The organism is Burkholderia sp. AU44665, assembly GCF_030504405.1.
In the GTDB taxonomy this organism is placed as follows: domain Bacteria; phylum Pseudomonadota; class Gammaproteobacteria; order Burkholderiales; family Burkholderiaceae; genus Burkholderia; species Burkholderia semiarida.
The window spans coordinates 1-21,041 of record NZ_JAUJRI010000032.1 but is presented as its reverse complement, the minus strand read 5'-3'; the positions used below and the strand labels follow the sequence as shown (position 1 = coordinate 21,041).

Sequence of the window (21,041 nt, the reverse complement as noted above, 5' to 3'; positions counted from 1 at the left end):
GAGCGACGAGCGACGACGGCCGCGTGGCGGCCGTCGCGCATCGGGCATACCGCGCGGCTTCACCTTCGGCCCGTGGTCACGCCCATGCGCGGCCGCAACCGCGTCGCGTCAGTCGTCGAAGGTGCCCTGATATTCCGGCGCCGCATCCGCGCGCGTGTTCAGTTCGAACATCACGCCGCCCGGCGCGCGGCAAAAAAAGCGCGAGCCGCGCCCGTTGTTGAAGACGTCCGTCTCCATCGCGACGCCCTCTTCCTTGAAGCGCGCGAACAGCGCTTGCACGGCATCGAGGCTCGGCAGCTCGAAGCCGACGTGGAAATTGGTCGGCCACGCGGGCACGCCGTCGCCGACGTGATCGATCACGACGTCGAAGCCCGGGCGCTTGAGGATCCAGGATTTGTCCCAGCTTCCCGCGATCGTGAAGCCGAGGTATCGCTCGAAGAATCGGGCCGTCGCCAGCGTGTCGGCGGAGGGAAAGCTCAGGTGGTTGAGCTTCATCGTCTGTGTGGTGTCGGTCATTGTCGCGTGCTCCGATGCGGTGATGGGCGCAGGCCCCATGCCGTGCCGCCCGAGGACTTCAGAATACGAGCGCAAGCTCGCATTCCACAACTCGCATTGGACGTTCCGCCGCGGGCGCGTGCAAACCCTTGCGGGGCCGGGCGTTACGGGATGGCGACGAACACGGCGGAAGGCGCTGCTCGCATTCGCGACGGCATCGTCGGTGCGAAATGCGCGATCGGCCGGCGACGACGAACGACGATGGCCCGGGATTCGCGAACGAATCCCGGGCCGCGGATCGACAGCGGATGCCGGGCGTCGCATGCGTTGCCCGGCACCGCGCATCGCTCAATGCGATGCAAGCCGCATCAGAACTGATAACCCGCGCCGACCACCGCGCCGAAGTCCGACCGCGTGTTGCCCGTCACCGATGCCTTGACGACCCAGCGGTTGCTCTCCGTCACGTACGAGTAGCCGGCCGCGAAGCCCTGCTGGCCGTGATAGTTCGACGTCGCCGCCGACACCATCGAGCGCCCCGCGCCGGTCGGCTGCGGCAAGCCGGCCACCGCCATCGCCGACGCGACGCCGCCGTACATGTCCTTCTTCAGGTCGTTGAACGCGTTGTACACCTGCCCGATGCGCTGGTCGGTATACCCCTTCGCCTGCGTCGACGCCGTCGCGAGATTGTCGTTCAGTTGCTGCACGTTCACCGCATCGGTCGGCGCCGTGCCGGCCGCGACGTTCGTGATCTGGCGCTCGCTGCCCTTCGCGCCGACCGAGAACGAGTTGTCGCGATCGGCGACCGAACCCTGGCCGACCGCCACCGCGTTCTTGCCGGTTGCCGTCGCCGTCGAGCCGATCGCGCCCGCGTCGGCACGTGCGATCCACGTGGTATTCGCATCGGTCGCGACCGCGCGGATTCGGTCGTTGGCCGCCACGTTCTTCAGCGCGTTGTTGAACTGGCCTACGTTGACCGCGTCGTTGTCGTTCACGCCCGCCGCGACACCGGTCAGCACGCGGTCGCCCGCCGTGCCCGAGAAGTTCACGCTCGTGCCGCCCGCGTCCTTGCCGACCGTGATCGCGCCGTTCGGATCCTGCTGCTGCACGAGGCCGGCCTTGCCGTTCGCGATGTTGGTCACGCTTCCTTGCAGGTTCGAGATGTCGGTGGTGTTCTTCGCCACCTGCTGGTTGGTCGCGTAGAGCTGCGAGCCGTTCACCGCGTCGGTGCTGGTCGCGCCGAGCGTGCCGGCCTGCACGTTCGTGATGCGCGTGCCGCCCGCGCCGCCGAGCGTGATCGTGCTCTTCGAACCGTCGTCGTACTGCACCGCGAGCGCGCCGAGCTGGTTCAGGTTCGACTGCACGTCCTTCAACTGCTTCACGTTCACCGCGTCGGTATCGCTGGTACCCGCCGCGACGTTCTTCAGCACGACCGCCGACGTGGTGTCGCCACCGACGAGCGACACCGAATTCAGCCGGTTGCCGCCCGGATCGACGTCGTACTTGACGACGTTCTTCACCGCTTCGCCGGCCTGGTTCGACACGTTCGTGATCTGCTGTTCGAGCGCGGTCTTCACGCCCGACAACTGGCCGCCGTTGACCGCGTCCGTGCTGCCTGCTGCGAGGTTGCCGTCGGCCACGTTCGTCAGCTTCGTCGGCGCACCGCCGCGCGCGGCGTTGAACGCGCCGAGCGTCGGGTCGAATTGCAGTGCATCCTGTTGCAGCCCGGCGATCGCGGCCGTGTTGCCCGCGATGTTCGTTTCGGCATTGCCGAGGCGCGTTTCGTGATTCGCGAGCGTCGTCGTGTTGCTGCCGACACGGCCGTCGAGGTTCGTCAGCGCGTCGCCGACGTTGTTGAACGCGTTGCCGCCGATCCTGTAGTCCGGTGCGCCGATCGAGCCGTCCGCGTTCGCCGTCGCGCCGCCGCCGAGCGCGGCCGCCACGCCGTCGGTCGTGCGACGCAGTTGCGCGCCGTTCACCGCATCGGTGCTGCCGGCCGCCACGTTGCCTTGCGCGACGTTGGTCACGCGCACCGGGCTGCCGCCGTTGCCCGCGCCGAGCGACACCTGCTGCTTGCTCGCATCGTCGTACTTCACCGCGAGCGCGTCGAGCTGACTCGTCCCGTCGTGAATCGCCGCGGTCAGCTGATCGACGTTGACGGCATCGGTGCCGCTCTTGCCGGCCGCGACGTTGCTGATCAGTTGCGGGCCGTGGCCGCCGTGGCTCGCATCGTACGCGCCGAGGGCCGGGTTCCACTGCAGCGCGTCCTGCTGGAGCGCCGCGATGTTGCCGGTATTCGTCGTCACCTGGTTGCCGACCGCCGTGATCGACTGGTTCAGCGCGTCGGTCGCCTTGCCGAGCTGGCCCACGTTCACCGCGTCGTTCGCGGCCACGCCGTCCGCCACGTTGTGCAGGCCGACCGGCGCCGTTGCACCCGTGCCGCCGAGCGTGACGCCGCCGTGCGCATCGTCGTCGTACTGCACCGCGTTCTTCGTCGCGTTGCCGATCTGGCTCGCGATCGACGTGCTCAGGTTGCCGAGCGTCGTGCTCAGGTTGTTCGTCACGCTCGTGCTCAGCGACGCGAGGCCGCCGTTCAACTGGCCGACGTTCACCGCATCGTGCGCGTCCTTGCCGTCCGCGACGTTGCGCAGCGTGGTGCCGTCGGGGCCGGCGAACGTCACCGAGTCGAAGCCGCTCGCGCCGTCGTACTTCACGTTGCGCGTATCGGCCGCCTGCAGGCCGGCGATGTTCGAGGCCGCCGTGCTCAGCGATCCGTTGATGCCGGTCACGCTGTTCTGCAGGTTCGTGATGTTCGACGCCGCGGTCGAAAGGGACGTCTGCAGCGGCGCGATGCCGCTCTTCAACTGGCCGACGTTGACCGCATCGGTATCGGCGACGCCGGCAGCCACGCCGCCGATCGTCGTGCCGGTGGCGCCGTCGAGCGCGATCGACGCATGCGAGTCGTCGGTGTATTTGACGACGTTCTGCGTCGCCGTGACGATGCTCGTGCTCAAGCTGTTGCCGACGCTGGTCACGCGCTGGTCGACGTTGGAGATCGTGGTCGACAGCGCATTGCCGACCGACGTCACGCGTGCGTCGACGTTGCCGATGCCCGTGCTCAGCGTACTGTTCACGTTCTTCAGTTGCTGGACGTTGACGGCGTCGGTATCGGCCGCGCCCGCCGCGACGTTCTTGAGCTGGCGTTCGCTGCCGAGCGCGCCGAACGAGACCGCGCCGCCGACCGGCGCGGCCGTGCCGCCGAACACCGGCGTGCCGCCGTTGTTCGCGCCGATGCTGCCCGAGCCGATCGCCACCTGGTTGTTGTCGTTCGTCTGCGCGCCGGCGCCGATCGCCACCGACTGCGTGCCGCCGGCGCGCGTCTGCGTGGCCGCGTCGTACGATGCGCCGGCCGATACGCCGTCGCTCGACGTCGGATTCGCACCGCCGATCGCGACCGAGCGGTCGCCGCTCGCGAGCGCCGAGTGACCGAGCGCGATCGAGCTCGTGCCGTGCGCATCGGCGACGTTGCCGAGCGCCATCGAGAAATCGCCGACCGCCGCCGACTGGCGGCCGACCGCCAGCGACGTATTGCCTTGTGCCACCGCCACCGTGCCGATCGCGGTGGCCGAGTTCGCCAGCGCCTGCGAGCCGACCCCGATCGCGATCGCGCCGCCGCTGCCGCTGCTGCCCTTGCTGCCCGCGTTCGACTGGTCGCCGATCGCGATGCCGCTGGCGCCGGCCTTCGCGTTGGTGCCTTGCGTCACGTTGGTGGTGCTGACGGCCACGTAGCTGCCGTTCTTCGTCGCCACGCACAGCGGGTTGGTGCCGTCGATGCACTGGCCGTTCAGCGCGTTGTCCGGGTTGCCGCGGTCGACGAAATTGTCCGCGTGGGCGGCGCCGGCGATCAGCACACCCGCGCCGGTGAACATCGCGGCGGCGAGCGCCGAAATCTGCTTCCTCTTCATGGTCTTCTGCTCCGTTGTGTAGCGTCTGGTTTGAATACGGACTACTTACTTTTATTGACAGCTTCGACTTCGATTGCGACTTCGGTTCTGAAACGGATTCCGCCGCCGGGCTGGCCATGTCGACACGATGCGTATCGAGCACCCGTTTCGGCAGGGCGTTCGAGGGCCCCGGGCATGACGCCGGATCGATGTTCCGTTCCGTTAATTCGACAACTTCATCAGGAATACATATTGATTATTGTGGACGAGCTTTTCCCCGACTGAATCCCGAGATTCAATCCGCCGTCGTGACATCTCCGATTTTTTGCCGCGCTGACCGCGACCTACCCCGCTTCTTTTATTTCATCTCCGGAAACCGGAGTTTCATTGCCGTGCGGCGAGCACTTGCCTGGACCGTCATCAATCGATGCGCAGCCCCCCGGGTCGGGCAACGTCCGTCACCGCTTGCGCTGCCCTGCTCCACCCGTCATTCAAAGTTCGGACGAATTATGAGACACGTGCCTGAATTATTAAAGGCGGCATTCTTTATAGATTGTAAAATTCAAAATATTCAATAAGTTAGACTAAATACGCTCATTCCGCAAACGATTTCGCGACGATGCAATTAATCCAGATCTTTTATCGAGCGGATAAATACTTTGCCCAAGCGGATTCAAATGATGTTTTTTCTGAAATAGACAATCGACAAGCCGGCCGCAGCTGCGCATTCGCGACGAAAAATACGCGTAAACCACGAGGCGCGACGCGCATCGAGGCTTCATGTTTCTTGTCGAAAACCGCCATTTTCGATAATCGAAAAGGAGGAATTGCGAGAATGGCGCCGCCATGGCTGGCCGGATTCGAAATATGCTCCTACAATTCCGCTCGCACCGATTCCGGCAGCCGCGGCCATTCTCGACGCGAGCACGGCAATCCCTCGCGTCCCGACCGGCTCGGCGATCCAGACGACGAACGCCGCGCGATACGTCGAACGGTTGCGTGCCGCGCGGGTCCGCCCGTGCCGGAATCGATGCGAGCGTGCGATGCGACGGATGCATCGCCACAGAGCGGGCTCCGACGTTTCCTCCGCACCGGGCAGGCCACCCGCGGAAACGCAGCCAACCGCCTTTTCACCACAGGTGCACGATGCCTTCATCGATCTCCGCATTGAGCGACGCGCATATCCTGATCGTCGACGATCAACCCGACCAGCTCCGGTTGCTGACCGACATCCTGCGCAGCACGGGATGCCGGATCAGCATCGCATTCGATGGCGCGCAGGCGTGCCAGCGCGCGCAGGCGCTGAGGCCCGACCTGATCCTGATGGACGTGCGCATGCCGCGCATGGACGGCTTCACCGCGTGCCGCCTGCTGGCCGCCGATCCGCTGACGTACGCGATCCCCGTCATCTTCCTGACCGTGGCCGGCGCATTGCACGAGCGGCTCGAGGGGCTCGAGATCGGCGGCGTCGACTACGTGGTGAAGCCGTTCGAGCCAGCGGAGGTGATCGCGCGGATTCGCGTGCAGCTCTCGCGGACGCGACGCGAACGGCCGGCCGACCCGGAACCGGCGGAAAACCCGTTCGCCGGCGGCAAGGACGACGACATCATCGTGCGCGCGGCCATTCGCCACCTGTCGCGCCGGCTGAACGATCCGCCGACGGTGGAGGAACTGGCGCGCGCGGTCGGCACGCACGAGAAGCGCCTGTCGCGTGCGTTTCGCGACAATCTCGGCCAGACGGTGTTCGAATATCTGCGCTACGAACGGCTGCGCATCGCGCAGGATCTGCTGGATTCGACCACGCTCAGCATCGCCAGCATCGCGAAGGAAATCGGCTTTTCCACGCCGGCCAATTTCGCGACCGCGTTCCGCGAACGGTTCGGCATCACGCCAACGGAATGGCGGCGCCAGCGCGATACGGGCGCGCGCGCCGCTACCCGGCAGCCGCAACGCCGCGCGTAGGCCCGATGCGGCACGGTCACGCCTACCAGTTGTATTTCGCGCTGGCCAGCACGGTCCGCTCGTTGCCGAACACGCATACGGCGTACGACTGGCAGCCGCTCACGTAGCGCCGGTCGAACAGGTTCGCGACGTTCACCGCGAAACGCCAGCGCGGCAGGTCGTAATGGATCGCGAGGTCGTAAAGCGTCGCGCTCGGCACCGTCAGCGAATTGTCGGGTGCGCCGGCCGACGCGCTCTGGTAGCGCACGCCGCCGCCGACGCCGAAGCCCGCCAGCGCGCCCGTGCGCCAGGTCCAGTCGGCCCACATCGACGCCATCTGCCGCGGCAGCGGCACGGACACCGGCCAGTGGTTCAGCGACGCGTCGTTCGCCTGCACGTTCTTGACGTCCTGATACGCATACGACGCGACGATCGACAGCTCGCGCGTCACCTTGCCGACCGCGCTCAGCTCGATGCCGCGCGAGCGCACCTTGCCGGTCTGCACCGACGTCGTGGCGGTCGGGTCGAGATTCACCGGCGTCGGCGTCACGACGTTGGTCTGGTCGATCTGATACACGGCCGCATTCAGCATCAGGTTCCGGCCGGGCGGCTCCCAGCGCAGCCCGGCCTCCGTCTGCGCGCCGCGCGTCGGCTTCGGCAGGCCGCCGCCGAACATCCGCACGCCGATGACCGGATCGAACGACGTCGAATAGCTGACGTACGGCGACAACCCGGCGTCGCCGCGATAGGTGAGCCCGACGCGCCCGGAGAACGCACTGACGTCCTGCTGGGCATGCGTGCCGGCGGTGCGGTCGTCGAAGCGCGCATTCACGAAATCCTCGCGGCCGCCGAGCGTCAGCGTCCAGCGCCGCCAGCGGATCTGGTCCTGCGCGTACACGCCAACCGAGTTCATCGCCGTGTACTGATCGACGTGGCCGAGCGACGTCGGCCCGGCGAAGATCGCGGCCGTCACCGGCCGATAGACGGGGTGATACAGGTCGAGCGACGGGGCGAGCGCGAGCCATACGCTGTTGGTCGTCGTCTGCCGGTCGAATTGCACGCCGAACAGCAGCGTGTGTTCGAGCGGCCCCGTGCCGAAGCGCGCCTGCGCGTGATTGTCGACGTCGAGCCGGCTGTAGTTGAGCTGGAACAGCCCCGCGAAACGCATCATGTTCGTCGTGCTGCGCGGCGCGAGGCCGTTGCCGAACACCGTCGCGTCGTCGAGCGACAGGTGCGACCAGCGCACGTCCTGATGCAGCGTCCACATCGCGTTCACGCGGTGTTCCAGCGCGTAGCCGAGCGACCATTGCTTCTTGCGATAGTCGTTGAACGACGGGTCGCCCATGTAGAGGTCCTGCGACAGGCGGCCGTTCGGGTTCGGCAGCACCGTGCCCGACGCGGGCAGGAAGTTCGACGAGATGTCGCCGCTATCCTGCAGGAACGTCGCGGAGAACGTCAGCGACGTGTCGGCGTTCGGCCGCCAGCGCAACGACGGCGCGAGCGCGACGCGCCGGTCGCCGTTCGGGCCGGTCACCGCATTGCCGTCGCGCGCGACGCCGACGAACCGGTACGCATACTTGCCGTCCGGGTCGAGCCTGTCGCCGACGTCGAGCATGGCCTGCTTGCGCGCATCGTTGCCGATCTGCACGCCGGCTTCGCGCACGCGCTCGCCGTTGGCCAGCTTCGTGTGCGCATCGACGATCGCGCCCGGCTCGCCCGCGCCGTACAGCACCGACGTCGGCCCGCGCAGCACCGCGATCGAGTCGACCGTGTACGGATCGACCCGCCAGTTCGCGATCACGGCCGTGTCCGGCGCCGGCAGCCCGTCGACGTACAGCGTCGGCGTGAAGCCGCGCAATGCCGCATACCAGTCGGTGCGGCTGTCGGCGCCGAACGTCGCGAAACCCGGCACGTAGCGCAACGCCTGGTTCAGGTCGGCCGCGCCGGTCATGTCGATCTGTTGCGCGGTCACGAGGTTGATCGTTTGCGGAATCTCGTCGATCGGCGTGTCGGTCTTCGTGCCGGTGGCGGTGCGCCGCCCGACGAGCCCGACGGACGAAGCGTCCGTCGGCCCTCGCACGTCGATGGCCGGCAGCACGGCCGCCGCCGCGCCCGGCGCCGATGCCTGCGCATGCGCGCCGCCCGCGGCGGCCACGCACAATGCCCCGCCGGCCGCGATCGCCCGCGCGCGCCGCCGCGCTCCTGTCTCCGTCCACATCGTGTCGATACTCCGTCGTGCTGGGTTGGCCCGTTCTGCCGGATCGGCGGACCGTATGTCGCCGGAGGGCCGCCCGATGATGTCGTGATTGTCGTGCTCGCGATGACGCTGCCGCGTCGCACGGCAAGCACCGGCCGATCGCGTCGTTCGCGAGCGCAGCGATCATACCGGCCGAACGTGGCGCGGTCTTTAAAAAATAATCCGGTCGGCACTGCCCGCAGGTTCAAAGTGGCGCATTGTCGATCATGCGGGCAGCGGCGTCATCGCGGTCGCCGGTTCACGCAGGTGGCCCGCCGCACCGGCCGCCGGCGCAACCCCTACCCCGTCGCGCGCAGGCGGCCCGCGCCGCGGCACGCGTCTTGCGCATCGCCGCGATCGCATCAGGCACCCCGGCGCAGCCGGGCATCGACGTGACACGCACATCCGGCAAAATTCACATCGGCATTTCGGGCTGGCGCTACGCAGGCTGGCGGGGCACGTTCTATCCGGACGACCTGAAGCAGGCGGCCGAGCTGCGGTACGCGTCGGGCCGGATGCAGACGATCGAGATCAACGGCACGCACTACAGCCTGCAAGCGCCGGACAGTTGGCGGCGCTGGTATGCCGATACGCCGCCCGGATTCGTATTCAGCGTGAAAGGCTCGCGCTACCTGACGCACATGCTCCGCTTTCGCGACGAAACGGCCACGATCGCGTGCGCGAATTTTTTCGCTCAGGGCTTGTTCGCGCTGAAGGAGAAACTCGGGCCGCTGCTGTGGCAGTTCCCGCCGTCGCTGCGGTTCGACCCGGCGCACATGGAACGCTTCCTGAGCCTGCTGCCGCACGACACGGAGGCCGCGCTCGCACTCGCCCGCCGGCACGACGGGCGGGTGCGCGAGCCGTATTTGCGGATCGACCGCAAGCGGCCGTTGCGTCATGCGGTGGAAGTCCGCCACGACAGCTTCGTGGACCCGGCATTCGTGAAGCTGCTGCGCCGCCACAAGGTGGCGCTCGTCGTGTCGGATTCGACCGAGGCGTGGCCGCAGTTCGAGGATCTGAGCGCGCGGTTCGTCTACATCCGGCTGCACGGCACCGAAACGAAGTATTCGGGCGAATACGCCGATGCGGCGCTCGAACGATGGGCGCGCAGAATCGAAGCGTGGAGCCGTGGCACCCAGCCCGACGATGCGCGTCTCGCCGCACCGGCGCTGCAACCGCCGCGTGCGCAGACGCGCGACGTGTACTGTTATTTCGACAACGACACGAAAACGCAAGCGCCGTTCGATGCCGGGCGGCTGATGGCGCAGCTCGGGCTGCATGCGCATGATGCGGTAATCGAATGAAATGCTCGGCGCGCCGCGGGCATCGGGCATGCCGTCCGGGCACCGCGCGGGCAGGCGCGCAATATGCTCCGGTTCTCCCGGCTCGCGCCCTTCATCGCGCCCGCCGTGTGCGCCCGGTAAATCTTGCATGACCGGTAACCGGCGCCATGGGCCAACACTGCAAGGAGAAAAGCGATGACCCTGCTTATCTATCTGGTGGGATGGATCATTTTCATCGGCGGCGTCGCCTGGGGTTTGATGACGCTGCATGTCGCGCAGTACGTCATCGAGATCGTGGCCGTCATCCTGTTCGGCATCGCGGTCATCACGGGCGCGACGCGCGCCCGGAATCGCGACCGGTCGTAGCGCGGCGCGCATGCCACGCGCTCGCTGATCGCGGTGACCACGCTGACCGCGGTGCGGTGCCGGATGCACGCCGACGGCCGCGTCCGCGCCAAGCGTTCCATGCGTCGGGCCGCGGTGCGATGAGGCGCGGTGCGCGACGGCGCGCGCCAGATAGTAGGCAGCGCGTGCGTTCTTTGCATCGGCGGCGACAGGTGCGCTACGCTCCATTCGACCTCGTATCGCGGGTCAAAATTTAAGCGCTTAAACACCCAGAAGCCGACCCCGCGTCCGACGGGGGTCCATCACATGGAGGATGACGATGAACAGACGATCGATGCTGCGCTGGAGCATGTCGAGCGCGGCGCTTGCGTGCCTCGACCTGGCTGGCCCGCTGCCCGCCTTCGCACAACCCGCCCCGCGCCGTGCGGCGGCGAGCCCATTCGCGATGGGGGCCGACATCTCGACGTTGCCGGAACTCGAAGCGCATGGCGCGGCCTTCTTCGACCGCGGCGGCGCGCCGCGCGACTGCCTGAAGATTCTCCGCGCGCACGGCGTCGACTCGATCCGGATCAAGGTCTGGAACGATCCCGGCAATCCGGATTTCTTCCCCGCGAACCAGAGCGCTGCAGCGGGCTACAACAATGCCGCGCACGCCGTTGCGCTCGCGCAGCGCGCAGCCGCGCTCGGCATGCGCATCCTGATCGACTTCCACTACAGCGACTGGTGGGCCGACCCCGGCAAGCAGTATCCGCCGCATGCATGGGCCGGCAAGAGCCTGACCGAAACCTGCGCGCTGCTGTCGGCGTACACGACCGACGTGCTGCGCCGGCTGCAACGCGCCGGCGTGCGCCCGGAGTGGGTGCAGATCGGCAACGAGATCACGGGCGGCATGCTGTGGCCGCTCGGCCGCTACGACCAGTGGGACAACCTCGCGCAGTTGCTGAAAACCGGCCACGACGCGGTGAAGGCCGTCGATCCGCGCATCAAGGTGATGCTGCACATCGACAGCGGCGGCGACAACGGCAAGAGCCGCTGGTGGTTCGACAGCGCGACGCAGCGCGGCGTCGCGTTCGACGTGATCGGCCTGTCGTACTACCCGCAATGGCAAGGCGCGCTCGACGATCTGCGCAACAACGCGAACGATCTCGCGGTGCGTTACGACAAGGAACTGATCGTCGTGGAGACCGCCTATCCGTGGACCACGAGCGACGGCGATTCGGAGCCGAACGCGATGACGAACACCGGATCGACGACCTTCCCGCCGTCGCCGGCCGGCCAGGCACAATTCCTCGCGGCGGTCGTCGATATCGTGAAGGGCGTGCCGGGCAATCGCGGCAAGGGCGTATTCTGGTGGGAGCCGGAATGGATTCCGACGCCGGGTGTCGGCTGGAAGCTCGGTGCGGGCGACCAATGGGACAACAACACGCTGTTCGATTTCCACGGTCACGCACTGCCGTCGCTCGACGCGTTCCGGCAGCGCTGACGCGTCACGGCATCGCTGCTTCACCGCACCGGCGCATGCCGCGTCAGTGCGGTGAATCGAAGCCGCGGCGCGCACTGCCCGTACCGCTCTCACCGTCGGCGCCGCCCCGCTCGCCGTACGCATCCACGGCGAGCAGCGCGCACGCCACGAGCGCGAGCCCGCAGCATCCGGCGAACGTCGCGCGATAGCCAAACAGATCGACGCACGCGCCCGACAGCACCCCCGATGCGATCGAGCCGACCCGCGCCGTGCTGAAGAACATCGCGGTCGCGGTGCCGGGGCGCGTGGGCATCAGGTCGCACACGCGCGTCATCCCGAGACACGACGTGATCGCGACCACGCATGCGCTCAGCAGTTGCAGCGGCAGGATCAGGTTCGCGCGCGTCACCGCCGCGAGCCCGATGAAATATGCGGCATGCACGAGCGCGCACGCGGTCAGCCAGCGCGCCTTGTCGAGGCGCGTCGAGCGCATGCCGAGCCACAGCATCATCGGAATCTCGAGCAGCGCGGCCAGCCCGAGCGCGGCCGACACGTTCGCCGGCGTGCCGCCGAGCGCGCGCACGATATAGAGCGGCAGCACGATCATCGTCGCGTTCGCCGCGAGCCCGATCAGCGTGAGCGCGACGAGGGTGCGCAGCACGCTGGCGCGCGGCGCGGCGGCCATCGCCGCACGCGCATCGTCACGCGGTGGCCCGGCGCGATCCATTGCCCGCACGCGCTCGGCCGCGGGCCGCCGCGCCGGCTCCGGAATCCGCGCGACGATCGCCGCGCATGCGACGAAGCCCGCGGAAGCCGCAAGAAAGAGTCCGGTAAAACCCGTCTGCGCGAGCATCAGCGCACCGAGCGCGGGACCGAACACCCACGCGATCGACAGCATCGTGCGCAGCGCGGCCGATGCAAGCTCGCGCTGTGCATCGTCGGCGACGGGCAGCACCGCGCGTGCGAACGAGAAGATCTGCGACAGCGACACGGCGCCCGCGCCGAGCAGGATCGTGCCGGCGGCGATCACCGGCCCATGCGCGCGCAGCACGCACAGCAGCGCAAAGCCGAGCGCGGCAGCCGCGAGCGACACCACGAGCAGCGGCCGGTGCCGGTCGCGACGGTCGGACCAGCGTCCGGCCCACGTGCTCGCGACGACGCCGCTCGCCGCGATCATCGTCAGGAAGACGCCGGCCAGAAACGGCGACATCCCCGCCGCCTCGACGCCGAACAGCGACAGGTACGGCGCGGTGAACGACATCGCGACGCCGAGCATCAGCGCCGCCGCGGAAAGCGGCACGAAGTACGCGATTCCCGCAAGGCGCGCGACATGCAACCGCGGCGACCGCAACGACTGCATCGCGTCAGTCCGGCTCGACCCAGGCGGCCACGTCGACCGCGCCGAGGTCGCGGCTGCCGAGCACGAAGCGCGCACCGCCCGGCGCGGGCAGCATGCATGGCGTGTCACCGTAGTTGAACGCGAACGTGACGCGCCCGCGTCGACGCAACCGCACACCGTCCGGCAGCGCGTACGCTTGCAACCCCGCATCGCGTGCGCAGCGGGCAACGATCGCGCGCAACAGCGTCCGATCGAAACAGGCAGTCGCCATCGTCACGTGAGCGCGCCGCACGAGCGCCGGCACACCGTCGTCGCATGCGGCCAGTACGTCGACGCCCGGCGCCGCGTCCATATCGACGTGATCGCGCCATTTCAGCGCATGACCATCGACGCCGTCGAACGACACACGCGGCGCGAGCGACGGCCGCAGCGACTCGACCTGGCCAATCCGCACCGGCAGCACGTTGCGCAGCTTGCCGGGTGCGAGACCCGGCGCGATCGCGAATTCCGCGGTGCGCGAACCCGTGCGCGGCCCGAACAGCCAGTGGGCGTGTCCGCTCGCGGCCTGCTCGACGATGCGATCCGTGACGACCGGCAGCGTCGGCGCGACGACGAGCGCATAACGCGACACGTCGGCGCCAGCCGCGACGATATCGACGTCGAGGCCCAGCTCGCGCAGCGCGCGATACCAGTCGAACACGTGCTGTTGATAGTCGAAATCGGCGCCGTGCGGCTGGATCCGGATCATCCAGTCGGCCTCGTAGTCGAACAGCAACGCGACGCGGGCCGTGTCACGCTCGCCGGCGACGAGCGCGGGATCCAGCGCGGCGATCTCGCGTGCGACGCGCGCCACTTCGTGACCGCCCGGCGACAGCCGGTCGTCCGGCGCGTTGAGTCCCGAATGCAGTTGCTCCTGCGCATGCGGATACTGCCGCCACCGGAAATACGACACGAGCTCCGCGCCGTGCGCAAACGCTTCCCACGTCCACAGCCGCACCGCGCCCGCGTGCGGCACCGGGTTGTAAGGCCCCCAGTTGACGGGCCCCGCCTGCTGTTCCATCACCCACATCCGGCCGTTGCCGACCCCGCGATACAGGTCGTGCGAGAACGCCGACACGTCCGGATGCCCGGTGCGGGCCCAGCGTTGCTTGTCCGCTTCATCGAGCGGCAGCACTTCAGTGCGCGGCACCGGATAGCTGTCCCACGCGGCGACGTCGAGGCCGCCGCGTGCGAACGCGTAATGATCGAACTCGGCGAAAAAACCCATGAAGTTATGCAGCACGTCGCGACCCGGCGCGTGCGGACGGATCGCGTCGACCTGCGCGGCATGAAACCGCGCGACCTCGTCGGACTGATAGCGCCGGAAGTCGAGCAGGTGGGCGGGATTCGCGTCGGTCGGCGTATGACGCGGCAGTTCGATCTCGTCGAAGCCGCGATATTCCATGCTCCAGAACACGTTGCCCCACGCGCGGTTCAGCGCGTCGATATCGCCATGACGCGTGGCGAGCCACGTGCGGAAACCCTGGAGTGCCGCCTGTGTATAGCTCGGCAACGTGTTGTGACAGCCGAGTTCGTTGTCGGTCTGCCACGCGATCACCGCCGGATGCGCGCCGTAGCGCCGCGCCATCGCGTCGGCGATGCGCACGCAGTGCTCGCGATACACGGGGCTCGCGATGTCGTAATGGCGACGCGAGCCGAACTGCCACACCGCGCCATCGACACCCACCGGCAGAATCTCCGGATGACGATCGACGAGCCACTTCGGCGGCGCGGCGGTCGGCGTGCCGAGTACGATCTTCAACTGCTGGCGTGCGAGCGTGTCGATCGCGTCGTCGAGCCATGCCCAGTCGTAGCGGCCGGGCTCCGGCTCCATCCGGCTCCACGCGAATTCGGCGATCCGCACGCGCGTCAGGCCCAGTTCGGCCATGCGCCGCGCATCGCGATCCCATTGTTCGCGCGGCCAGTGTTCGGGGTAGTAGCAAACGCCGAGGTGCATCGTGGATTCCTTGGAGAAAGAGGATGGACGGGTCAGCCCTTGGTCGCGCCGAACGTGAGCCCTGCGACGAAGTGCTTCTGCATCGCGAAGAACATCAGCACCGACGGTAGCGCGGCGAGCACGGAGCCTGCCGACACGATGTTCCAGGCGGTCGTCCACTGCCCTTTCAGCGCGGCGACGCCGACGGTGATCGGCGCCGCGTCGTCGCCTTGCGTGAGGCACAGTGCCCAGAAGTAGTCGTTCCACACGAACGTGAACACGAGGATCGCGAGCGCCGCGAGCGCGGGCCGCACGAGCGGCAGCACGACGCGCCAGTAGATTGCCCACTCGGACGCGCCCTCGACGCGCGCGGCCTCGATCAGCTCGAACGGCAGCTCGCGGATGAAGTTGCGCAGGAACAGCGTGCAGAAGCCGGTCTGGAACGCGGTGTGGAACAGCACGAGCGCCCATACGGTGTTGTACAGGCCGACGGCGAGCATGATCTGCCGCACCGGGATCATCAGGATCTGGATCGGCACGAAGTTGCCGGCGACGAACAGCCCGAGCAGCACGAGATTGCCGCGGAACCGGTAGTTCGCGAGCGCGTGCCCGGCGAGCGACGCGAGCAGGATCGACGCGGCGACCGACGGCACCGTGATCAGGAGGCTGTTCGCGAAGTAGTGGAGCATCGGCGTCTGCGTGAGCGCGGCGCCGTAGTTGTCGACGAGCGCGAACTGCTTCGGCCAGCTCCAGTAATGACCGGCCATGATCTCGTCGGTGGAGCGGATCGACGTGACGAGCACCGCGAGCAGCGGCACGAGCCACAGCGCGAGCGCACACGGCAGCGACAGCCGGTACAGCAGGCGGGCGGGACGTCCCCAGCGGGACACGGGCATCGGATACATTTGCGATCCTTACGATTCGACGCGCACCAGCTTGCGCAGCTGCCACACGATATAGACGAGCATGATCGCGAACAGCACGACGGCGATCGCGGCCGAATAGCCTTCGCGGTAGTACTTGATCGCCTGGTCGACCATGAAGTACGCGAGCACGGTCGAGCTGTCGAACGGGCCGCCGCCCGTCATCACCGAGATCAGGTCGAAGCTGCGCAGCGCGCCGATCACGGTCAGCACGACCGCCATGAACGTCGCGGGCCGCAGTTGCGGCAGGATCACGTGCCACAGCAGTGTGAAGCCGCGCGCGCCTTCCATCCGCGCCGCTTCGACGATCTCGCCGTTGATGCCGGTGAGCCCGGTCAGGTACAGGATCATGCAGAACGGGATCTGCGGCCACAGCGCGGCGACGATCACACCGTAGGTCGCATAGCGCGGATCGCCGAGCACCGGGATCCCGTGCCCGACGATCAGCTTCAGCAGCCCGAACGTCGGGTCGTAGAACCACGAGAACACGAGGCCGACGACGACGCCCGGCAGCACGAACGGCGCGAAGAACAGCGACTTCACGAGCCGGATGCCGAACACGTTCTGGTTCAGGTACAGCGCGAGCGCGAGGCCGAGCGGCGGCGCGGCGAGGAACAGCGCGAGCCACAACACGTTGTTCTTCAGCGCGACGGTGAACGTATCGGACTGCAGCAGCTCGCGATAGTTGTCGAGTCCGGCGAACGTCATCGGCGTCATCCCGTCCCACTGATGGAAGCTCAGCCAGATGCTGCTGACGATCGGGTACAGCACGAACACGGTGAAGAGCGCGAAACCCGGCAGCACGAACCACAGGGCCGCGCGATTGCGCCGCCGCGCGAGCGACGCGCGCGCAGGCCGCCGTGGGCCGGCATCGCGGCGCGCGGCGCTTTCGGACAGGCTGGTTGACATGAGATGACCTTCGATGAAACGAACGTGACGGTGACGACGCAGCACCGGGCCGACATCCCCGCCGGCCCGGCCGCGCGGCGCATTACTTCCGGTAGATGCGCTTGCGGGTCTGCTCGAGGCGCTGCAGGATCGCATCGAGCTGCGTCGGATCGGACAGGAACTGCTGCATCGCCTTCATCCCCTCGTCCGCCATTTCCTTCGTCATGTCGCGATCGTAGAACTGCGCGATGCCGCCCGGCGTCGTCGCGAGCGTATGGAATCCGATCTTCGAGATCGGGTCCTGCGGCTCCGGCGCCTTGTTGTTCGACGGCAGTTGCCCCATCCCTTTCGCGAACTCGCCGCTGACCGCCGGCTGCCCCATGAACGCGAGGAAGCGTCGCGCATCGGCCTTGTTGTGCGCTTTCGCCGGCACGATCAGCACGTTGACCGGGCCGTCCTCGGCAAGCGGCACCGACGCGTCGATCACCGGAAAGCGGAAGAAGCTGATCGGGTTGCGCGTCGCGCTCAGCAGTCCTGCCGAATACCAGGTGCCCATCAGCGTCATCGCGGCCTGACCGTTGACGATCAACGGGCTCAGCGAATCGACGTCGTAGGACAATGCGTTGTCGATGAAATACTTGTCGTCGATCAGCTTCTTCCATGCTGCGTACACGGCCCGCACGCGCGGATCGGTATAGGCGACGTCGCCGGCCATCAGCTTCTGGTGGAACGCATAGCCGTTGATCCGCAGGTCGAGGTAGTCGAACCACGCGGCGAGGGTCCATGCATCGCGCGCGGCCACCGCGATCGGCGCGATGCCGGCCGCCTTCAGCTTGCGGCACGCGTCGAGAAACTGCGGCCAGTCGGCCGGCTCGCCGTGAATGCCGGCCTTCTCGAACAGGTCCTTGCGATAGAACAGCCCGTACGCGTCATAGCCGAGCGGCAAACTGTAGAGCTTGCCGCCGTAGGTCGACGACTGCCTGACGGACGCATACGTGTCGTTCCAGCCGTTCTTCCGCCAGTCCGCGCTCAGGTCCTCGATCAGCCCACGCTTCGCGAAATACGCGAGCCGCTCGCCGTTATTCCAGCTCAGCACGTCCGGCGGATCGGTCGCGAGCCAGCCGGACATCTGCACCTTGTACGCCTCCTCGCCGACGTAGCTGACCTTCAGGTCGATATCCGGATTCGCCTTGCGGAACTGGTCGAACGCGGCCTGCCACGTCGCGCGCTGGTTGCCGCGCGCGGCGACGTTCACTTTCAGCGTGCCCGCGTCGGCCGCGCCCGCGGCGCACGCCGCGGCAGTCGTCAGGGCAAGCAGCAGTCGGCTCGCACGAAATCTCATCGTTGTCTCCTGATATTGGTGTGTTGAATGCCGCGTCGCACGCGGCCGGTCGGCATGGCGCCGCTACGCGAACGCCGCTTCGGCGTGAAGGGCCGGCAACGCGATGCCGGCTTCGTCGAACAGATGGCAACTCGACGGCGGCAGGAGAAACGCATGCCGTTCGCCGCGCCGCAACGCGGCCTGCCCCGGCAATTTAGCGAGTAGCGGCACACCGTCGGGCTGGTCGAGATGCACGTATGCGGCTTCGCCGAGCTGCTCGACGAGCGCGATGTCGCGCACGATCGACGGCAAGCCGGCATCGCCGGACGCGGCGAGCAGCAGGTGCTCGGGACGAATCCCGAGCGTCACGCGCGCACCGCGGCCGACGTGGCGCGGCAACGCGCGATCGCGCAGCGTCAGCGTTTCGCCGGTGCCTTCCAGCGTCAGCCGGCAGCCGTGCACCTCGCCCGCGTCGACGACTGCCGGCAGGAAGTTCATCCGCGGCGAGCCGATGAAGCCCGCGACGAAGCGGTTGGCCGGCCGGTGATACAGCTCGAGCGGCGCACCGGCCTGCGCGATGCTGCCGAAGCGCGCGACGTCGTCGCCCGCATGCAGCAGCACGATCCGGTCGGCCAGCGTCATCGCCTCGATCTGGTCGTGCGTGACGTAGACCGAACTCGATTGCGTGAAGCGCGCGTGCAGCCGCGCGATTTCGACCCGCGTCTGGCCGCGCAGCGTCGCGTCGAGATTCGACAGCGGCTCGTCGAACAGAAACACGCGCGGTTCGCGCACGATCGCACGGCCGATCGCGACGCGCTGGCGCTGCCCGCCGGACAATGCCTTCGGCTTGCGATCGAGCAGCGCTTCGAGCTGCAGCACACGCGCGGCCTCGGTCACGCGGCGGCGGATCTCGTCCTTCGGCGTGCCGGCGATCCGCAACCCGAAACCGATGTTGTCGAACACGGTCATGTGCGGAAACAGCGCATAGCTCTGGAACACCATCGCGACGCCGCGCGCCGCGGGCGGCGTGTCGTTCATCCGCGCGCCGCCGATCCGCAGCTCGCCCTCGGTCACGTCCTCGAGCCCGGCGATCATCCGCAACAGCGTGGATTTTCCGCAGCCCGACGGACCGAGAAACACGCAGAATTCGTGCGACGCGATCTCGAGGTTCACGTCGCGCAGCACCGGCGCATGGTCGCCGTAGCGCTTCGAGACGTCCTTCATTGAAATGGCGGTCATCGCGCTCTCCTGTCGTCCGTCACACGCATCGGATCGGAAAATTTAAACGCTTAAATTTTGATGGCGCGATTCGCCCGCTTCGCCGTACCATGTCGTCTCCTTCCTCTGATGTATCGAGAAATTAGCGTATCGGCTACCGCCGTGCAACTTGTGGGACGCACTCCCAGAATATGAGCAGACACTCTCCCGCTTCACTTCCGCTGCATCACGCCAGCCGGCCGATCGGAGGCCGCGCATGGTGACGCTCGCGCAAGTCGCGCAGCGCGCGAACGTCACGGCGGCGACCGTCTCGAACGTGCTGCGCAATCCGCAGAAGGTGAAGCCGGCGACCGTCGAACGCGTGATGGCGGCGATCCGCGAACTCGGCTACCGGCCGAACCTGACCGCGCGCGCGCTCGCCGAGGGCCGCACGTCGACGCTCGCGCTGATGCTGTCGAACATCACGAACCCGTTCTATCCGGAATTCGTGCTGGCAGCCGAGCGCGAGGCGCGCAAGCGCGGCCATTACCTGCTCGTGTCCAATACCGACGACGATCCGGCGATCACCCGCAACTACCTCGAGCGGATCGCGGGGACGCTCGCGGCCGGTGCGATCGTGATGAACACCGATCTCGCCGAAGCCGAACTCGCCGACATCGCGCGTCACGGCGCATCGATCGTGCTGTGCATGTGGGAACACGTGCATGCGTCGCGTTCGCTGCCGTGCGTGACCGTCGATTTCGCGGCGGCGGGCGCGCTGGCGGCCGCGCATCTGTCCGGGCTGCGACATCGCGCGTTCGGCGCGCTCGTCGGCAAGGGGTCGGGCGGTCCGCAGTCGGTGCGGCTGCGCGGTTTCGCCGACGAACTCGCGGCACGCGGCCACCCCGCGAATGCGCTGACGACCGTATCGGCGCACGACTCGATCGAAGGCGGCTACGAAGCGGCCGCCGCGTTGCTGCGGCAGCAGCCTGGCCTCACCGCGCTGTTCGCGACCAACGACCTGATGGCGATCGGCGCGATGCAGGCCGCCGCCGATCTCGGCCTGCGCGTGCCGGCCGATCTGTCGGTCGTCGGCATGACCGATATCCAGCTCGCCCACCAGTTCCGTCCCGCGCTGACCACGGTGCGGTTCCCGACCGCGCAGATCGCCGCGCGGGCGATCGCGCTGACGCTCGACATGATCGACGGAATCGAGCCGGCCGTGGCCGTGCATACGATCGGCGCGCCCGAGCTCGTCGTGCGCGAATCGACCGGGACGGCGCCGGACTGACGGTTCGATACGCACGCGCTTGTGCATGCGGCGTATGCGTCGGGAATGAACGACGTGGCGTCGGTCGCGCGGGTTCCGTTCTCTCATTCGACCACGACGGCGGAAAGCGGCACATCGCGACCTTCGACGGGCGGCAAACCGATGCGGACGGGAAGAGATCGGGAAGTGCGGGATGGCCGCATCCGATGCCGGAGTTCCCCGAAACACAAAAGGACGCGTCACCGACGCCGCGCGATTCGACGCTCGGCCGACCGGGTTGAGCGACGCCGGCGTGCCGCCGATCGCGCCGGCGGTGGCCAACGGTGTGTTCGTGCTGACCAGGCGAGCACGGTGCCGAAATTCCTGCGGCCGAAACGGCGCGCGGGCATCACGTGCATCGACGAACTGAAGAAAGGAACGGTGAC

The 21,041-nt window shown here is 67.6% G+C and carries 15 protein-coding genes; 6 read left to right on the top strand and 9 right to left on the bottom strand.

Translation table 11 applies throughout. From position 1 onward, the window contains the following. Positions 1-108: 108 nt before the first annotated feature. Together QZM15_RS31885 and QZM15_RS31880 are read right to left on the bottom strand one after the other, a co-directional pair. Positions 109-516 (bottom strand): VOC family protein, encoded by a 408-nt coding sequence (locus QZM15_RS31885; RefSeq protein WP_179231829.1) that lies wholly within the window; start codon positions 514-516, stop codon positions 109-111. 347 nt (positions 517-863) lie between these two features. Further along, positions 864-4,457, bottom strand: a complete 3,594-nt coding sequence (locus QZM15_RS31880; RefSeq protein ID WP_302107896.1) for a YadA family autotransporter adhesin — start codon at positions 4,455-4,457, stop codon at positions 864-866. Positions 4,458-5,055: 598 nt separating this feature from the next. Between QZM15_RS31880 and QZM15_RS31875 the strand changes: the two genes are divergently transcribed. Next, positions 5,056-5,607, top strand: a complete 552-nt coding sequence (locus tag QZM15_RS31875; RefSeq protein ID WP_302107895.1) for a hypothetical protein — start codon at positions 5,056-5,058, stop codon at positions 5,605-5,607. After that, the gene (locus QZM15_RS31870; RefSeq protein WP_226224232.1) at positions 5,583-6,398 is read left to right on the top strand and encodes a response regulator; all 816 of its coding nucleotides are present in this window, start codon (positions 5,583-5,585) and stop codon (positions 6,396-6,398) included. The genes QZM15_RS31875 and QZM15_RS31870 overlap by 25 nt, the downstream gene beginning before the upstream one ends. Positions 6,399-6,420: 22 nt before the next feature. On the opposite strand, the gene QZM15_RS31865 is transcribed toward QZM15_RS31870, so the two are convergent. Next, positions 6,421-8,595, bottom strand: a complete 2,175-nt coding sequence (locus QZM15_RS31865; RefSeq protein ID WP_302107894.1) for a TonB-dependent siderophore receptor — start codon at positions 8,593-8,595, stop codon at positions 6,421-6,423. 410 nt (positions 8,596-9,005) lie between these two features. Between QZM15_RS31865 and QZM15_RS31860 the strand changes: the two genes are divergently transcribed. From QZM15_RS31860 to QZM15_RS31850, 3 genes are all read left to right on the top strand, one after another. Then, positions 9,006-9,917 (top strand): DUF72 domain-containing protein, encoded by a 912-nt coding sequence (locus QZM15_RS31860; RefSeq protein ID WP_302107893.1) that lies wholly within the window; start codon positions 9,006-9,008, stop codon positions 9,915-9,917. Between the two features lie 174 nt (positions 9,918-10,091). Next, complete coding sequence (locus QZM15_RS31855) at positions 10,092-10,262, top strand: hypothetical protein (protein ID WP_167351632.1); 171 nt, start codon at positions 10,092-10,094, stop codon at positions 10,260-10,262. Positions 10,263-10,560: 298 nt separating this feature from the next. Next, positions 10,561-11,724, top strand: coding sequence for an arabinogalactan endo-1,4-beta-galactosidase (locus QZM15_RS31850; RefSeq protein ID WP_059578019.1), 1,164 nt, complete (start codon positions 10,561-10,563; stop codon positions 11,722-11,724). Between the two features lie 43 nt (positions 11,725-11,767). On the opposite strand, the gene QZM15_RS31845 is transcribed toward QZM15_RS31850, so the two are convergent. The 6 genes from QZM15_RS31845 to QZM15_RS31820 all read right to left on the bottom strand — a co-directional run bounded on the left by QZM15_RS31845 (position 11,768) and on the right by QZM15_RS31820 (position 19,388). Then, positions 11,768-13,063 (bottom strand): sugar efflux transporter, encoded by a 1,296-nt coding sequence (locus QZM15_RS31845; protein WP_302107892.1) that lies wholly within the window; start codon positions 13,061-13,063, stop codon positions 11,768-11,770. Between the two features lie 4 nt (positions 13,064-13,067). Further along, positions 13,068-15,038, bottom strand: coding sequence for a beta-galactosidase (locus tag QZM15_RS31840; protein ID WP_302107891.1), 1,971 nt, complete (start codon positions 15,036-15,038; stop codon positions 13,068-13,070). A 32-nt stretch (positions 15,039-15,070) separates the two neighbouring features. Next, a complete protein-coding gene (locus QZM15_RS31835) occupies positions 15,071-15,922 on the bottom strand; it encodes a carbohydrate ABC transporter permease (RefSeq protein ID WP_059577686.1) in 852 nt (283 codons plus the stop codon). Positions 15,923-15,931: 9 nt separating this feature from the next. Then, positions 15,932-16,849, bottom strand: a complete 918-nt coding sequence (locus QZM15_RS31830; RefSeq protein WP_059577685.1) for a carbohydrate ABC transporter permease — start codon at positions 16,847-16,849, stop codon at positions 15,932-15,934. Between the two features lie 82 nt (positions 16,850-16,931). Then, positions 16,932-18,170 (bottom strand): ABC transporter substrate-binding protein, encoded by a 1,239-nt coding sequence (locus tag QZM15_RS31825; protein WP_302107890.1) that lies wholly within the window; start codon positions 18,168-18,170, stop codon positions 16,932-16,934. A 63-nt stretch (positions 18,171-18,233) separates the two neighbouring features. After that, positions 18,234-19,388 carry an ABC transporter ATP-binding protein gene (locus QZM15_RS31820; RefSeq protein ID WP_302107889.1) on the bottom strand — a complete coding sequence of 385 codons (1,155 nt, stop codon included), beginning with the start codon at positions 19,386-19,388 and terminating at the stop codon, positions 18,234-18,236. Between the two features lie 235 nt (positions 19,389-19,623). Between QZM15_RS31820 and QZM15_RS31815 the strand changes: the two genes are divergently transcribed. Beyond that, the gene (locus tag QZM15_RS31815) at positions 19,624-20,637 is read left to right on the top strand and encodes a LacI family DNA-binding transcriptional regulator (RefSeq protein ID WP_226224218.1); all 1,014 of its coding nucleotides are present in this window, start codon (positions 19,624-19,626) and stop codon (positions 20,635-20,637) included. The last annotated feature ends 404 nt before the right edge of the window (positions 20,638-21,041 follow it).

What these genes read in the sequence shown, in the direction of transcription:
- QZM15_RS31885 (WP_179231829.1), bottom strand. Translation starts at nt 516, where the DNA reads ATGACCGACACCACACAGACGATGAAGCTCAACCACCTGAGCTTTCCC.
- QZM15_RS31880 (WP_302107896.1), bottom strand. Translation starts at nt 4,457, where the DNA reads ATGAAGAGGAAGCAGATTTCGGCGCTCGCCGCCGCGATGTTCACCGGC.
- QZM15_RS31875 (WP_302107895.1), top strand. Translation starts at nt 5,056, where the DNA reads ATGCAATTAATCCAGATCTTTTATCGAGCGGATAAATACTTTGCCCAA.
- QZM15_RS31870 (WP_226224232.1), top strand. Translation starts at nt 5,583, where the DNA reads ATGCCTTCATCGATCTCCGCATTGAGCGACGCGCATATCCTGATCGTC.
- QZM15_RS31865 (WP_302107894.1), bottom strand. Translation starts at nt 8,595, where the DNA reads ATGTGGACGGAGACAGGAGCGCGGCGGCGCGCGCGGGCGATCGCGGCC.
- QZM15_RS31855 (WP_167351632.1), top strand. Translation starts at nt 10,092, where the DNA reads ATGACCCTGCTTATCTATCTGGTGGGATGGATCATTTTCATCGGCGGC.
- QZM15_RS31850 (WP_059578019.1), top strand. Translation starts at nt 10,561, where the DNA reads ATGAACAGACGATCGATGCTGCGCTGGAGCATGTCGAGCGCGGCGCTT.
- QZM15_RS31845 (WP_302107892.1), bottom strand. Translation starts at nt 13,063, where the DNA reads ATGCAGTCGTTGCGGTCGCCGCGGTTGCATGTCGCGCGCCTTGCGGGA.
- QZM15_RS31840 (WP_302107891.1), bottom strand. Translation starts at nt 15,038, where the DNA reads ATGCACCTCGGCGTTTGCTACTACCCCGAACACTGGCCGCGCGAACAA.
- QZM15_RS31835 (WP_059577686.1), bottom strand. Translation starts at nt 15,922, where the DNA reads ATGTATCCGATGCCCGTGTCCCGCTGGGGACGTCCCGCCCGCCTGCTG.
- QZM15_RS31830 (WP_059577685.1), bottom strand. Translation starts at nt 16,849, where the DNA reads ATGTCAACCAGCCTGTCCGAAAGCGCCGCGCGCCGCGATGCCGGCCCA.
- QZM15_RS31825 (WP_302107890.1), bottom strand. Translation starts at nt 18,170, where the DNA reads ATGAGATTTCGTGCGAGCCGACTGCTGCTTGCCCTGACGACTGCCGCG.
- QZM15_RS31820 (WP_302107889.1), bottom strand. Translation starts at nt 19,388, where the DNA reads ATGACCGCCATTTCAATGAAGGACGTCTCGAAGCGCTACGGCGACCAT.
- QZM15_RS31815 (WP_226224218.1), top strand. Translation starts at nt 19,624, where the DNA reads ATGGTGACGCTCGCGCAAGTCGCGCAGCGCGCGAACGTCACGGCGGCG.